General features: G+C 40.1%; 10 protein-coding genes. 4 read left to right on the top strand and 6 right to left on the bottom strand.

Features of this window, described 5'->3' with window-relative positions; all coding sequences use genetic code 11:
• Window positions 1-156: 156 nt before the first annotated feature.
• The 5 genes from M5F03_RS02050 to aspA all read right to left on the bottom strand — a co-directional run bounded on the left by M5F03_RS02050 (window position 157) and on the right by aspA (window position 8,129).
• The gene (locus M5F03_RS02050; protein ID WP_180042105.1) at window positions 157-1,623 is read right to left on the bottom strand and encodes an adenylate/guanylate cyclase domain-containing protein; all 1,467 of its coding nucleotides are present in this window, start codon (window positions 1,621-1,623) and stop codon (window positions 157-159) included.
• A gap of 61 nt (window positions 1,624-1,684) precedes the next feature.
• Window positions 1,685-2,119: an HIT domain-containing protein gene (locus tag M5F03_RS02055; RefSeq protein WP_067762788.1), complete on the bottom strand. Its 435-nt coding sequence runs from the start codon at window positions 2,117-2,119 to the stop codon at window positions 1,685-1,687.
• Window positions 2,120-2,341: 222 nt separating this feature from the next.
• On the bottom strand, window positions 2,342-5,809 hold the full coding sequence (gene mfd / locus M5F03_RS02060; protein ID WP_249706802.1) for a transcription-repair coupling factor: 3,468 nt from the start codon (window positions 5,807-5,809) through the stop codon (window positions 2,342-2,344).
• Between the two features lie 179 nt (window positions 5,810-5,988).
• Window positions 5,989-6,345 (bottom strand): hypothetical protein, encoded by a 357-nt coding sequence (locus tag M5F03_RS02065; protein ID WP_249706239.1) that lies wholly within the window; start codon window positions 6,343-6,345, stop codon window positions 5,989-5,991.
• A 335-nt stretch (window positions 6,346-6,680) separates the two neighbouring features.
• Complete coding sequence (gene aspA, locus M5F03_RS02070) at window positions 6,681-8,129, bottom strand: aspartate ammonia-lyase (protein ID WP_249706240.1); 1,449 nt, start codon at window positions 8,127-8,129, stop codon at window positions 6,681-6,683.
• Window positions 8,130-8,552: 423 nt separating this feature from the next.
• Between aspA and putP the strand changes: the two genes are divergently transcribed.
• Window positions 8,553-10,055, top strand: coding sequence for a sodium/proline symporter PutP (gene putP, locus M5F03_RS02075; RefSeq protein ID WP_180109192.1), 1,503 nt, complete (start codon window positions 8,553-8,555; stop codon window positions 10,053-10,055).
• A 63-nt stretch (window positions 10,056-10,118) separates the two neighbouring features.
• Here putP and M5F03_RS02080 read toward each other — a convergent pair whose 3' ends face one another.
• Complete coding sequence (locus tag M5F03_RS02080) at window positions 10,119-10,613, bottom strand: Lrp/AsnC ligand binding domain-containing protein (RefSeq protein WP_180007830.1); 495 nt, start codon at window positions 10,611-10,613, stop codon at window positions 10,119-10,121.
• Window positions 10,614-10,746: 133 nt separating this feature from the next.
• Between M5F03_RS02080 and putA the strand changes: the two genes are divergently transcribed.
• From putA to M5F03_RS02095, 3 genes are all read left to right on the top strand, one after another.
• Window positions 10,747-14,478, top strand: coding sequence for a trifunctional transcriptional regulator/proline dehydrogenase/L-glutamate gamma-semialdehyde dehydrogenase (putA, locus tag M5F03_RS02085; RefSeq protein WP_249706250.1), 3,732 nt, complete (start codon window positions 10,747-10,749; stop codon window positions 14,476-14,478).
• Window positions 14,479-14,707: 229 nt separating this feature from the next.
• The gene (gene trmA / locus M5F03_RS02090; protein ID WP_078193491.1) at window positions 14,708-15,790 is read left to right on the top strand and encodes a tRNA (uridine(54)-C5)-methyltransferase TrmA; all 1,083 of its coding nucleotides are present in this window, start codon (window positions 14,708-14,710) and stop codon (window positions 15,788-15,790) included.
• Between the two features lie 252 nt (window positions 15,791-16,042).
• Window positions 16,043-16,267: a hypothetical protein gene (locus M5F03_RS02095; RefSeq protein ID WP_078188679.1), complete on the top strand. Its 225-nt coding sequence runs from the start codon at window positions 16,043-16,045 to the stop codon at window positions 16,265-16,267.
• Window positions 16,268-16,416: the final 149 nt, after the last annotated feature.

Here is a 16,416-nt window from a genome sequence, read left to right on the forward strand (position 1 = left end):
ATCAAAAAGCCAGTTCATCGTCACTGGCTTTTTTATGCATAAAACTATTCAACAATTCAAAAAAAAAGAAGACGTTTTGATAAAAGAATGAATTGAGTTATTTTTACAATTTAAGGCAATACGATTAGATCTAATTTTTATAATGTATATGTGAAATTAAGAGTGAGATTCAGTTTTTTTGACTTCTTCGATCACTTCGTCTTCTAAATTCAGTTTAACAATACCAGCAGAGTTGGTCATTTTTTGCTGAGTTTGTAAGCGTTTAATCATACGTTCTAAAACATGTATTAGTTCAGGATATTCAAAGTTTTGTACCTCATCTAAGTTCAACAATAGATTAAAGCCTTTATATTCGTAATCGAACCAACGTTGATAATCTGTTTTCTGTGAGGTGTATTTTTCCATCACTTGCCAAGTACGTACTGGGCCTTTGATACCTTTTAAGAAGATCGGTGCTTTGGGCGCACATAAATAGTCATTTTTCACTAAATGATGCGTGTCATCTGAAATCAAAATTTCATCGACTTCGGCCGCACTTTGCAATCGTGCAGCCAAATTCGCATCACGACCCACGATGGTATATGCCATACGGTGAGCTGCACCATAGTTCCCAACGTGGCAATACCCTGTAGAAATACCCATACGAATGTGTAGCGGCGGATAACCCATTTTAATCCAGCGTTCACGCAGTAACTTCATTTGCTGACGCATAACCATTGCCATCTCTAAACAAGTTTTTGCATCTTGCTCTACACCTTGGCTATGTGGATCACCAAAGAAGATTAGAATTGCATCACCCATAAATTTATCGACAGTCGCTTCATACTGTTTGGCAATCTCAGTCATATGACTCAAATAGTCATTGAGTAGAAATGCTAAATCGTCTGGGATTAATGTTTCAGAAAGTTCTGTGAACCCTTGGATATCTGAAAAGAAAATCGTGAGTTTTTTACGTTTATATTCGATTTTAGCTTCAGACTCACCTTTCATAATCGATTGCCAAAGCTGCATTGGCGCATAACGACTCAATTGATTAGCGAATTCCATATAACGATTCATCTGATCATAATAGTGGTTCTTTTTATTGCTCAAAGACTGAACTTGGGTGTGTTGATAAAATGTCCCCACACTGAAATATGTAATAAGACACAAAAAACCTAGAACGGTTAACTCACTGCTGGTTGACTCAAAATATTCTTGAAAACCAAAGATATAAATATTACATAAATAAAATACAGTGACACCAACAATCCCAGCTAAGGACATCATTAAGAAATTAATTTTGTTATAAATGGTTGTATATAGCAGCGCAAAGACCGCAAGAAAGGTTAAAACGAGGCTTAAATGTACCGCAGACATTAGTACAGCAATTACTATGATATCGATCAGAAAAAGCACATTGCGCTTAACTTGATTGCTATATCGATAAATTAACCAATGAGAAAACTTAGGAACGACTAAAATCAGAAAAAATAAAAATACAGGAATATAGATTTGATATTGCGTATCTGGCTGAGTGTAATGATAGACAACAATCACCAAAGACAGCATGATATATCCCATCAAACGATGAAAATATTCAAACTGTTTAGGCTCTTTGCTGATTAAATTGTCTAACGGCACTCGATCGCCCCCATACGGACACTCATTCTTCTACTATCCTGATATTGTCCGTAAATCGGGATTAGTCCATACGCCAATCAAAAGGCATATCACCTTGACCACGTAGTGCAAGCATCAGTGTTTGGCGCATGTGTGCCAAGACATCATTGTTATAAGGAACTGCTGGCGTACCCCAAACTGGTTTCGGCCAAGCCACATCATTTTGATAACGAACAACATGATGAAAATGTAATTGTGGAACCATATTACCCAATGCAGCTACATTCATTTTGTCTGCACGGAATACACGTGACAATTGGCTTGATAACCAGCTTGACTCACGTAAAAACTGCTCTTGGTCTGCCTGACTTAATTCATAAAGCTCTGTAATTCCCGGAACACGTGGAATCAAAATAAGCCACGGGAATTGCATATCATTCATCAAACGACATGTTGACAGAGGAAAGTCGCCTACATAAAACGTATCTTGAGCAAGTTGTGGATGTAAACTAAACATATCTTTATAAATGATGCAAAATTAGAATGATGGCTAATACTATCACATCCTTATGGGTGTGAATATTCTGTACAGAACGTTTCATTACAAATAAACTGTATTTGAATAAAACGTTGCTTGCTTATGACTCTAATAAATTTTTCAAAAAAATCAAGCGTTTCTTCTATAGAAAAAACACGCATAAAATCTACTCATTTTGAACAAGCAATTTATACGCCAAATCTAGTGATTTGGCGTTAATTCCTTCAGTAAACTGTCTAATAAGTCATTTATAAATTGAATTCGTTTGTCATATTCTTCGAGCATGACCATCACTTTTAAACGTTGTCCACCTTCCATTCGGAAGAAAGTCGGATGCTTTTGCATCATTTGGATGATGGATATGGCTTGAACTGGTGTATCTGGCGAGAACTCAATACTGCCGCCATGTGAGCTGATATCAATTTTAGTAATACCCAATTGCTCCGCTTTTAAACGCAACTGATGGACAGAGAATAACTGTTTGACTGCTTGCGGTGGTAAGCCAAAACGATCGATCAACTCCATACGAATGTTATCAAGTTTCTCTTGAGTATCCGTATTACTAATGCGTTTGTAGAACAATAACCGTTGATGTACATCGCCCAAATAATCATCTGGAATTAAGGCTGGCATATGCATGCTAATTTCAGCCGTTAATGACAATGGTGAGTCAAAGTTAGGTGTTTTGCCTTTTTGAATGGCTTTGGTGGCTTTTTCAAGCATTTCCATATACAGGCTATAACCGATGGTTTGCATTGAGCCACTTTGCTGTTCACCTAGCAACTCACCTGCGCCACGAATTTCCAAGTCTTCTGTTGCCAACATGAAACCCGCACCCAAAGTCGATGCACGCGAAATGGCATCTAGGCGTTTTTCAGCATCACCTTTTAGACCTTTGAGCGAAGGCACTAGTAAATAAGCATAGGCTTGATGGTGCGATCGACCAACACGACCACGTAGTTGGTGCAACTGCGCTAGTCCAAGTTTATCTGCACGCTCAATCAAAATGGTATTGGCGTTTGGCACGTCAATCCCAGTTTCAATAATGGTTGAACACACCAGTACGTTATATTCTTTGTGATAGAACTGTTGCATGATTTGCTCTAGTTCACGCTCACGCATTTGACCATGAGCAACCGCAACACGTGCTTCAGGGACCAATTCCCGTAAGGTTTCTGCCGTACGTTCAATGGTCTCGACTTCGTTGTGTAAGAAATACACTTGTCCACCACGTAGCAATTCACGCAAGATCGCTTCTTTGATCGAATCTCCAGTATGCTCCTGCACAAAGGTTTTCACAGCAAGACGACGTGCAGGTGGCGTTGCAATAATAGATAGATCACGCATACCACTAAAAGCCATATTCAGCGTACGTGGAATAGGCGTTGCAGTTAGCGTTAGCATATCAACATCGGCACGTAAGGCTTTAATTCGCTCTTTATCACGTACACCAAAACGGTGCTCTTCATCCACGATCATGAGGCCGAGATTTTTAAATTGCACACTTTCCTGCAAGATTTTATGTGTGCCAATCACAATATCCACTTTGCCTTCTGCGAGGTCTTCAATGGTTTTGGTATGTGATTTTGATGAACCAAAACGTGAAAGGACTTCAATACGTACAGGCCAGTCCGCAAAACGGTCTTTGAAAGACTCGTAGTGCTGCTGCGCCAACAACGTGGTTGGCACAAGTACAGCCACTTGTTTGTTATTTTGTACTGCCACAAATGCAGCACGCATGGCCACTTCTGTTTTACCAAAACCGACATCACCACAAACCAAGCGATCCATTGGCTTCGCTTGTTGCATGTCATACAGTGTCGCTTCAATAGCATTGGCTTGGTCTAAAGTTTCTTCATAGGCGAAGCCACTGGCAAACTGCATATAGAGACTTTGATCCAGTTCAAATCCATAACCCGGCTTCGAGTGACGACGGGCTTGAATATGTAAAAGTTCTGCCGCCACATCATGGATCTGCTCTAAAGCCTTGCGTTTGGCTTTAGACCATGCATCTGTGCCTAATTTATGTAATGGTGCTAGATCTGGGTCACCACCGCTATATCGACTAATTAAATGCAGGTTTGTTACAGGGACATACACCTTAGCTGCATCGGCATAGTCTAACTGCAAAAACTCATGGTCTTGGTCATCGATACTCAAGGTAATTAAACCTGCATATCGCCCCACACCATAATCAATATGAACCACAGGTGCGCCAATACTTAGTTCGGTTAAACTACGAACAAGAAACTCTTCTGATACTTCCTGTTGGCGTTTACGACGACGTTGAACCACACGGTGTTCATAAAGCTGATTTTCAGAAATTACACTGAGTTTGTCAGTTAGCAATAAACCACGATCTAAGGGCGCATTGGTGATCGCAATCGCATGCATAGAATGCATAAAATCATCAAAACTTTCGACCGTCGGGATATCACCCAAACTTGGACGCAATGCATCTTTTAAGGTTTCACGTCGACCTGCGCTTTCAGCCACCAATAGCACTGGATAATTTGCCGCATCGATATATTGCTTAACAGCATAAAATGGCTTTTCACGTTTTGGATCGACAGGTAAACGGGGTGGAATCTCAGCTGCAAGATTGATCACGCCATTGCGTTCATCAAAAGCCTCAGGTGAAGCCACGATACGACGGCAAAGATTTAATTGTTCTAACACTTGATTTGGTTGTAGGAAAATCTGCTCTGGCGGCAAAATCGGTTGGTCGACATTATGACGACGGTCTTCATAACGACGCACAATGTCTGACCAAAACTGAATCAAAGTGTCATCTATGGCTTTATCTGTAATGACAATGCCATTCTCTGGTAAGTACGAAAAAAGCGTACTTTGCTCTCTCATGGCTTGTTCAGAGAAGAACAACGGAAAATAAAACTCAATACCCGGTGAAGCTATGCCATCTTGTACATCCTGATAAATTGGATTTTTCTTTGGATTTGCCGTCGGAAAATTTTCCGCATATCGATTACGAAACAGTGAGCGCGCTTCTTTTAATGGAAATTCTTTTGCAGGTAAAACCGTGAAATGATCTAAATTTTGGGTGGTTCGCTGAGTTTCAGGATCAAAGAATTTGAGGGTATCGATTTCATCATCAAATAAGTCAATACGAATCGGTGAACTTTGCCCCGAAGCGTAAATATCCATGATGCTGCCGCGTACTGCAAATTCACCATGATCATAAACGGTATCCACCAAGTGATAACCCGCTTGTACTAATCTTAATTTTTGTTGTTCGATATCAAATTTTTGACCTACTTTAATATCAAAGTGTTCACCTAATACCCAAGATGCAGGCGCAACTCGCTGCGCTAAAGTTGTTGCTGAAACCAACAACACGCCTTGCTGTGGCATATTGGACAAAATCGCCAAGCGCTCAGAAACGATGTCTTGATGTGGCGATAGGCGATCATAAGGTAAAATTTCCCAATCAGGGAAAATAGTCGGCTTAATTCCGTAAAATTCCAGCTCACTTTCTAACTGCCCGAGATGCTGATTATTACGTGCTACAATTACAAACAACTGTTTCGATTGTTTGCTAATTTCTTTAAATAATAATGCAGCAGATGAGCCTTGTAAGTTTCCGACCCACCGCTTTTCGCCAGCTTTGAGCTGTTTAAGATTGAGTTGTGAAATTTCTTGCTGGAACATGATGTAAATAGCTTTTAATGTTTTAATCACTTAGTGATCATATTAACACGATGCTTTTTACATTCCGAGATTTAAGCAACTATATACAGTGTTTTAACCAATATGGATTTGCGATTGTATTTTCTATTGATGAGTACCATTAACGCACCCATCAAACTCAAACACTGCAGTCCATTCACTTACTTACGATCACGGATGAATTGACGATAATAATCATTCAATAGTTTGACATAGTGTTTAAACTGCAACAGATTTTCTTCAGTATTGCCTAATCGTGCAACAAAGCATTGACTTGCAATTTCCAAGTCTATTTTTTCATTGATAATCATTGCAGTGGCATAGAGCTGTTTTAAATCATCGAAATTTGTCATTTTTCTATTTGACAAGTATTCCATACGTTCAGACAAAGTATTTAAAACTACGCCTTCAATGATATAGCCCTGAGTTTCATCATATTGAATGTGGTGTTGTTCTAAGTAAAGTTGCTCAGGCGACTCTTTAGCGCCTTTGAATAAATCGACTAACTTATTAAACATCTGACTATCTACAACATGATAAAAAACCTATTGTACTTCGATTACGTCCTTTTTGGGGCAAGTTAAAGCATTTCTGACTTTATCTATGCGCTAAATTTTTCATCCAAACCTTCATGACTATATATAGAACAATAATTACAATCCTAAGCAAATATAGCATTTTATTTTCAACCCAATACTTTCTTTTAGAATTTAAATATCTAATAGATACTTAATACATCACTGCCATCAGATTAGTTTTCTAGATTTACCACTAATTTCTTCAAATAAAAAACGAAGGATTAACCTTCGTCATTTACTCATCATGGGGCTATTTAAAAGTCTTAAATAAGCATTTAACTCACTTGAGCGAGTGGCATACTAAAGGGTGTCACTTCAGAAACTAAATTTTCAATCGAGAAAATTTCATCCAATTGACTTACAGTTAACAGCTCTTGCTCTAAAACCACTTGGCGAATGGTTTTATTTTCGGCAATACATTGCTTGCCGATTTCATCACATTTTGCATGACCTAAATATGGATCGAGTAAGGTCACAATTCCTACACTACGCATCACAGCATCAAAACATGCTTGCTCATTTGCCTGAATCCCTTGAATACATTTGCTGTCTAAAGTTTTCACCGCATTCACCAAAAGGTCAATTGATTCATTCATGGACAATGCAATCACCGGCTCCATGACATTTAATTGTAATTGCCCCGCTTCTGCGGCTAAAGTTATGGTTAAATCATTGCCCATCACTCGAAATGCAATTTGGTTGACCACTTCAGGGATCACGGGATTGACCTTTGCAGGCATGATCGACGAACCTGCTTGTAACTCAGGTAAACGAATTTCCGCTAAACCTGTTCGTGGCCCCGAACTTAAAAGACGTAAGTCATTACAAATTTTAGAAAGTTTGACAGCTAAACGTTTTAAGCAGCTTGATAATAAAATAAATACGCCACAATCGCTGGTTGCTTCGACATAGTCTTCTGCACCTTGCAATTTTAGACCGGTCAAATGAGCTAGATTTTCAACGGCCTTCGCTGCATAACCCGCAGGAGAATTCACGCCAGTGCCAATTGCCGTCGCACCTAAATTAATTTCCAATAGAAGCTGTCGATTTTGCTCAATCAACTTCAAATCTTCTTTTAATAATGTTGCAAATGCTCGGAACTCTTGCCCCAAAGTCATCGGAACAGCATCTTGTAACTGTGTACGCCCCATTTTGATGACATGTTTAAACTCATCGGCTTTAATATGTAAGCTTCCAATTAGCTGATTTAAAACCACAAATAAAGCATCAAAAGCGCTAAATGTTGCTAGACGCAGCGCTGTTGGATAGACATCATTGGTGGATTGTGACTTATTAACATGGTCGTTGGGATGAATCCGTTGATAACTGCCTTTCGCATCTCCGAGCGACTCAAGGGCAATATTGGCAATGACTTCATTGGCATTCATGTTAATAGAAGTGCCTGCTCCACCTTGATAAATATCAATTGGAAATGAATCTGCCCATTGTTCAGGATGATCAATCAATGCATCACACGCCTGCTGAATCGCTTGGCGAATATCATCTTGTATTAAGTTAAATTGATAATTGGTTTCTGCTGACGCTTTTTTTACCTGAGCAATAGCGCGTACAAAATTTAAATTTTGTCCGACATGCTGCTTTGATATTTGAAAGTTTTCGATGGCACGCAATGTATGTATACCGTAATAACATGACTGCGGGACTGCTTTATCCCCCAATAAATCATGCTCTATTCTCGTTTTTTCCATTTGAACCGTTGTCACTGCGCATTCCCTCTAATTACGCACCAAGACTGTGCATACCTCATATTCGACCTGTTCAAATCATCTCACTACAGATGATGTGATGCACATTTGCAACAAAATATTTCAAATGCACATTTCTTGTTCACCATGTAACATTGTGTAATTTTTACCTAATTTCATTAGTTCTCTTTTTGTGATGAAAAGTCTTAAGTAGATTTACATTTCAAAATTTAAATTCCCTTCTGTACAACATTTCAGCAGCACAATAAAAAATTCGATTTGTAATAAGAAAAAATATCATTTACGCAAAACATACATAAAATATGCTTAAAGGTTACAGAGTGTAATTTTTAAATCGTGCTTGAATCTGCGACTTACGACAGAAGTACAAATTTTCATCTAGGACAGAGATGATTTGCTTTCATTAAGGATGAACCGCCTATGAGCCATTTAAACCCGACATTAGTCACCTTTATTTTTTATATTCTTGCAATGCTTGCCATTGGTTTGTATGCCTACAAAGCTACGCATAACTTTGACGAATACATTTTAGGTGGACGAAGTTTAGGAAGTGTTGTGACTGCACTTTCAGCAGGTGCATCCGACATGAGTGGTTGGCTACTCATGGGTCTCCCTGGTGCAATTTATCTATCTGGTCTTTCCGAAGCTTGGATTGCAATCGGCTTAATTATCGGTGCTTGGTTGAACTGGCTGATCGTTGCTGGTCGCTTACGTGTTCATACCGAATATCAAAATAATGCCCTGACCCTGCCCGATTATTTCACGAGCCGTTTTGCAGACCGTAAAAAGATTTTACGTATCATTTCAGCTGTAGTGATTTTAGTGTTCTTTGCGATTTACTGTGCTTCTGGCATGGTGGCTGGCGCACGACTTTTCGAAAGTTTATTCGGTTGGAACTACACAACAGCACTGTGGATTGGTGCAATTGCAACCATCAGCTATGTCTGTATTGGTGGATTTTTAGCTATTAGTTGGACCGATACTTTCCAAGCCGGTCTGATGATCTTTGCACTGCTGATCACACCGATCATCACCTACCTTGCTTTAGGGGATAACAGTCAAAATCTTGCTGCTATTTTGGAAACAGCTCGCCCGCAAGCTTCCAATTTATTTGAAGGCTTAAGTACAGTTGCGATTTTATCCAGCATGGCGTGGGGCTTAGGCTATTTTGGTCAGCCGCATATTTTGGTTCGCTTTATGGCAGCCGATTCTGTTAAATCCATTCCGAATGCACGTCGCATTGGTATGACATGGATGATCCTATGTCTAGGCGGTGCTGTAGCAGCCGGTTATATCGGTATTGCTTACTTCCAAGTTCACCCAGAACTGGCAAGCGTCGTTAATGCCAACCCTGAAACGGTATTTATGGAATTGACTAAAATTCTATTCAATCCGTGGATTGCAGGGATTATTTTAGCGGCAATTTTAGCTGCGGTGATGAGCACACTTAGCTGTCAGTTATTGGTGTGTTCAACAACCTTGACGGAAGATTTGTACAAAGGATTTATTCGTAAAAACGCATCGCAAAAAGAATTGGTTTGGATTGGACGTGCGATGGTTTTGGCAATTGCCGTATTTGCAATCACCTTTGCAATGAACCCTGCAAGTAAAGTTTTAGGCTTAGTGGCTTATGCATGGGCAGGTTTCGGTGCTGCATTTGGCCCACTGATTATTCTTTCATTGCTGTGGAAACGTATGACGCTTAACGGAGCAATCATTGGCATGATCGTGGGTGCTGTGACTGTCATCGTGTGGAAAAACTACTTAGGCCACCTTGGTTTATACGAAATCATTCCAGGATTTATTTTCTCTGCGATCAGTATCGTTGTGGTGAGCTTATTGGGCAAAGCACCAGAAGCGGATGTGGTTGAACGCTTTGAAAAAGCCGAAGCGCAATATCAAAAAGAAATGTCTGAAATCTAAAATTTCTAACACTAAAAAAGGGGCTAAATGCCCCTTTTTTTATACTCGATTATTGATGATTAGCTACTTCGGCCTAGCCGCAGGTTTCAGTTTAATTTGCATACTTTCTTTGATCACCTCCATCACAGGATAACTACGCGTTTCCTTGATACCAGGTAATTGCCAAAGCACCTGCCCTGAAATTTTTCTAAACTCTTCCATATTTGCACAGCGTATTTTCACCACAAAATCAAAACCACCGCTGATCATGTGACATTCTACGATTTCTGGAATTTGACGCACTGCATCCGAAAAATCTTCCAATACATTGGGCGTAGTTTTATCTAGTAAAATCTCCACAAAAACCACAAATCCATTGTTGAGTAAGACCGGATTTAAACGTGCTTCATAGCCTAAAATAAAGCCTTCTTTCGATAATTTTTGCACACGTGCCAACGCCGCAGTGGGGGATAAATTCACCATTTCTGCAAGCTTAATATTGGACAATTTTCCATCTTCTTGCAGCAGCTCTAAAATTCGAATATCTATACGGTCTAAGCTCAAATATGGGCTACTCATCTGAATTTTTCTCTAAATATTATTAAAACTATAGTGAGTTATTTGCTAAATATTCTGTGATGATAAATTAAATAAAGGATCAAGCTCAAGATTTATTTGCTCGTCATAGAACTTTGACACGGAAAATTGAAACATGAATGGAAAAGTATTTGAAGTCACGGGAAGCGATGACTACATCACTGAATTTAAAGACAAGAATAGCTTTGAACAATCTATTAATACAGCATGGCGTCGTGCTGAAACTGAGTGCATTGAAAACTTATTAGCACACAGTGAAATCCCTTCCCCGATCAGCGATCAAATTCAACAATTGGCTTTTGACTTAGCCCATTCATTACGTGAACGTAAAAGCGGTACAGGTAAAGCAGGCATTGTACAAGGCTTGCTACAAGAGTTTTCATTGTCTTCTCAGGAAGGCATCGCGCTCATGTGTTTAGCTGAAGCGCTACTCCGTATTCCAGACAAAGCAACACGTGATTTACTGATCAAAGATAAAATCAACCAAGGTAACTGGAAAGATCATGTTGGCCAAAGTAGCCTCATGTTCGTTAATGCTGCTGCTTGGGGATTAATGCTGACGGGCAAACTGATGGAAACCCCTCAACAAAAAAGTCTGTCTAGTCTATTGACGGGTATTTTAGCACGCAGTGGTCGTGGCATTATCCGTAAAGCTGTCGACGTGGCTATGCGTATGATGGGCGAACAGTTTGTCACAGGCGAGACCATCAATGAAGCGCTTAAACATGCAGAAGTATTAGAAGACAAAGGCTTCCGTTATTCATATGACATGTTAGGTGAAGCAGCATTAACTGAACCTGATGCTGAACGATATTATCAAGATTATACCGATGCGATCCACGCGATTGGTCAAGCTTCTGAAGGTAAGGATGTTTATAACGGAGCAGGCATTTCGATCAAATTATCTGCCCTACACCCGCGCTATCAACGTTCACAGATCGACCGTGTGCATAACGAACTTTATGGCAAAGTGCTTGAACTTGCAGTATTAGCCAAGCATTACAATATTGGTCTAAACATTGATGCTGAAGAAACTGACCGCCTAGAAATTTCTTTGGAACTACTTGAGCGCCTGTGTTTTGAGCCTAAATTAGCAGACTGGAAAGGTATTGGATTTGTGATTCAAGCCTACCAAAAACGCTGTTTCTATGTGGTCGACCATATTATTGACCTCGCTAAGCGTAGCCAAAAACGTTTAATGATCCGCTTAGTGAAAGGTGCATACTGGGACAGCGAAATTAAGAAAGCGCAAATTGAAGGTATGAGTGACTATCCTGTATTTACGCGCAAAGTTCATACCGACCTATCTTATATTGCATGTGCTAAAAAACTCTTGGCAGCACCTGAGCAAATTTATCCTCAGTTTGCAACACACAATGCGCAAACTGTTGCTACGATCTACCAATTAGCACAGCCAGAGCTTTACTATCCAGGCCAGTATGAATTCCAGTGCCTGCACGGCATGGGTGAACCCCTCTATGAACAAGTGGTCGGTTCGAAGTCTGACAACAAACTGGGGGTGCCGTGTCGTATTTATGCACCAGTGGGTAACCATGAAACCTTATTGGCCTATTTGGTTCGACGTTTACTGGAAAATGGTGCGAATACCTCTTTCGTCAACCGTATTGCAGATAAAAATTTAAAAATTGAAGATTTAATTGACAATCCAAGACAGACGATATTAGCGACGGCTGAAAAAGAAGGTATCACTGGCGCTAAGCATCCTTCTATCCCATTTCCGCAAGATTTGTATGGCACAGAACGTCGCAACTCAAAAGGACTCGATTTAGCCAATGATCGCGACTTATCTCAGCTCAATACCACGGCAGTACAGCATGCGCATACCCAATGGCATGCCAGTGCAATGGGTGCTAATTTAGATGAAATTCACACTGCACCCATCAACATTACGAACCCTGCAAACCGTAGTGATGTAGTCGGCACTGTCAGCGAAGCCAGTTTAGAACAAGCGGAAATCGCTCTCAATAATGCGGTAAATGCCCAAGCTTCATGGAAAACTTTAGCCAAAGACCAGCGTGCAGCATGCTTAAACCGTGCGGCGGATTTGATGGAAGCACAATTGCAATCTCTGATGGTGTTATTGTCACGTGAAAGCGGTAAAACCTACGCCAATGCTATTGCTGAAGTCCGTGAAGCTGTAGATTTTCTACGTTATTATGCGGCTCAAATGATTGATCTAGCTGAAAATACGCAAATTGAACCCCTTGGTACTGTGCTGTGCATTAGCCCGTGGAACTTCCCGTTGGCTATTTTCACAGGTCAAATTGCTGCGGCCTTGGTTGCAGGTAATACCGTGATTGCCAAGCCTGCTGAACAAACACCGCTAATTGCTGCTCAAGCTGTACATATTTTATGGGAAGCAGGTGTTCCGTTTGATGTATTGCAACTCCTTCCTGGCCGTGGCGAAACCATTGGTGCCAAACTCAGCGCGGACTCACGTGTCCAAGGCATCATGTTTACAGGCTCAACGGAAGTCGCACGTATCTTGCAAAAAACCGTGGCACAGCGCTTAAACCAATTTGGCGAAAGTGTGGTTTTGATTGCTGAAACTGGCGGTCAGAATGCCATGATTGTTGACTCATCTGCATTGACAGAACAAGTGGTATTGGATGTCGTTAACTCTGCCTATGACAGTGCAGGTCAACGCTGTTCTGCCCTACGTATTCTCTGTGTACAAGAAGATAATGTGGACGTTGTCCGTACCATGTTACAAGGTGCGATGAAGCAACTTCGTGTCGGAAATCCTGCACTTTTAGCAACTGACATTGGCCCAGTGATCGACCTTGAAGCACAGCAAAATATTGAAAAACATATTGAGAAGATGCGTAGCAAAGGCTATCCAGTACATCAAATCATGTTTAATGCTGATGACAATGCCTTAAGTACGGGAACTTTCGTTGCACCAACTTTGATTGAACTGCCAAATTTAAATGATTTAGAACGCGAAGTTTTTGGGCCAGTATTGCATTTAATCACCTACAAATATGGTGAGATTGAAAACCTATTAACGCAAATTAATGCCAAAGGTTATGGTTTAACCATGGGCTTGCATACACGTATTGATGACACGATTCAAAAAGTCATCGGTCATGCAGAAGTCGGCAACTTGTACATTAACCGTAATATTGTAGGTGCTGTGGTCGGTGTACAACCTTTTGGTGGCGAAGGCTTATCAGGTACAGGTCCAAAAGCTGGCGGTCCTTTATATCTTTACCGTTTAATGCATCAAATTTCTGAGAAAAAATTGGCTACACCTTATGCTGCTCAGGCAGAAACACAAGCTGCACACTTCCCTGCATATGAAGCTTTTAACGCTTGGGCGAAGCAGCATTTTTCAGGCATTGCGATTCAAACACCACAGGCCATAGCCGCTGGACAAAGTTTTGAACTGCAAGGACCAACCGGTGAAAACAACCATTATACCATTTTGGCACGTAAGGGTGTGCTTTCATTAGCTAATAATGATGCAGATCAACTGAATCAAATTGCTGCGATTTTATCGGTGGGTAGTCAGCCCGTCGTACTTGCAGACAATACTTTTGTGTTGAAACACTTAAATAGCATGCCAAAAATCCTCGTTGACCAATTTAAAGTGATCACGGATCTTTATCATGGCAATTTTGATGCAGTTTTACACCATGGTGAACAAACTGAGTTATTAAAGATTCAACAGGTTATCGCTTCTCGTGAAGGTGCAATCATTGGCATTACGCATTTAGCTTCAGGCCAATATGACATACCTGTAGAACGTTTCGTGATTGAACGGGCAATCAGTGTCAATACAGCGGCAGCCGGTGGTAATGCCAGCTTAATGACAATGAATTAAACACTGAATTGAACTCCAACTAATCAGTTCCTCACTTAGCTCAATCTTTATGAATGTTCCATAAAGATTGAGCGTTTTTTTAACTACCCCTAGATAAATATTCTGTTTAGCGCATTCAGACTCATTTTCTCGACAGATAAATACAGCCAAAAGTGGAATTAATTTAGTCTTATAAGGTGAATTTTGCTAACATGACTTTTTTTAATATGTTTGCGATTTTTTACTGCATATGACTTCAACTTATCAGCAACAACTTGATGCCAAAGTTGCCCGCATTACGGCTCAATTTTCAGAATACAACCCTCCCTCTTTAGAAGTTTTTCCTTCTGCTGAACAAAACTTTCGTATGCGAGCGGAATTCCGAATTTGGCATACTGAAAATGATATGTTCTATGCAATGTTTGAACGCAATGCAGACAATGAAAAACAAGTTGTCGAAATTAAAGATTTCCCGATTGCAGATAAAAGCATTAATGATTTAATGCCCGTATTATTAAATGAACTCAAGGCACAAGAGATCTTATCTAGCCGATTATTTGAAGTTCATTTCTTAGCAACGCTGAAAGGTGAAATGCTGGTTTCATTGGTTTACCGCTGCCCGCTCAATGCTGAATGGGAAGTTGCTGCCAAAGCGCTGTCTGAAAAGCTCAATATCAAGATTTATGGTCGTAGTCGTGGTCAGCGCGTGATTTTAACTGATGACTATGTGGTTGAAGAACTCCAAGTATTTGACCGTAAATATCAGTATAAACAAATTGAAAGTAGCTTCACACAGCCAAATGCCGGCGTATGTCAAAAAATGCTGGAATGGGCGTGTCAGGTTGCGGATCACTCAGACAAAGACTTACTTGAGCTCTACTGTGGTAATGGTAATTTCACGCTGCCTCTTTCAACACGCTTTAATCGCGTTTTGGCAACCGAATTAGCCAAGTCTTCAGTTTATGCCGCGCAGTGGAATATTGAGCAAAATGGCATTGATAATATCCAAGTGGCTCGTCTTTCAGCTGAAGAGTTTACCCAAGCCTACAACGCTGAACGTACATTCCGCCGCCTTGAAGAAGCTGAGATTGAAATTTCAAGCTATAACTTCGATACGGTATTTGTCGATCCACCGCGTGCAGGTATCGATGATGAAACACTAAAACTGTTGCAACGTTTTGAACGCATTATCTATATTTCATGCAACCCAGATACTTTACATGACAATCTTAAACTGCTTTCACAAACGCATAAAATCAGTAAATTTGCCTTGTTTGATCAATTCCCTTATACACACCATGTAGAGTCTGGTGTGTTTCTTGAAAAGATTTAAACAAATTATTTCAAGTCATGTTGTTGTCATAAAAGGAGCTTTCTAAAAGCTCCTTTTTTATATGCTAAAAAAGCTTTATTTTCTCGCCACATGCGGTGTAATGGATGCCTTTTTATATCAATTAGGCAAAGATTCTAAAAGTCCAATCGAAAAAATGATCATTCAACTGGCTAAAATATCACTTTAGTAGTCTTGCTTTATTTATTGGATTGGTTATATTTCGTCCTATGTTAGGTCGCAAATGAAGGCTCTATGAGTTTTTGGCATAAGTTGTTCGCTAAAGAACAGCAAAACGGGCATAAGAATCAAATTGCCTGTGTTGAAAATGATTGCTCTTGTAAAACCAATGAACAGCTTATTGCTGCTCTTACAAAGGCAACGGATGAAGATGTTATCCTCGGCATTAAAAAAGTACTCGCTTCGCGCGGTTATAGCCGTAAGGAATTAAATGAAATCCAACATCTACCTCTACAGTAGAGTCTGAACATTCAATGTTCAAACAAGGCATTCTGTTTTACAGAGTGCCTTTTTCATTTTTAGTCTAATCAAAAATATGCCGCTTATTTACAGATCAGGTTTTGTGGATTGGCCACATCGCTATTTACAGCTTTTATGCTATGCTCCAA

The sequence above is a fragment of the Acinetobacter amyesii genome, assembly GCF_023499985.1.
Classification (GTDB): domain Bacteria; phylum Pseudomonadota; class Gammaproteobacteria; order Pseudomonadales; family Moraxellaceae; genus Acinetobacter; species Acinetobacter amyesii.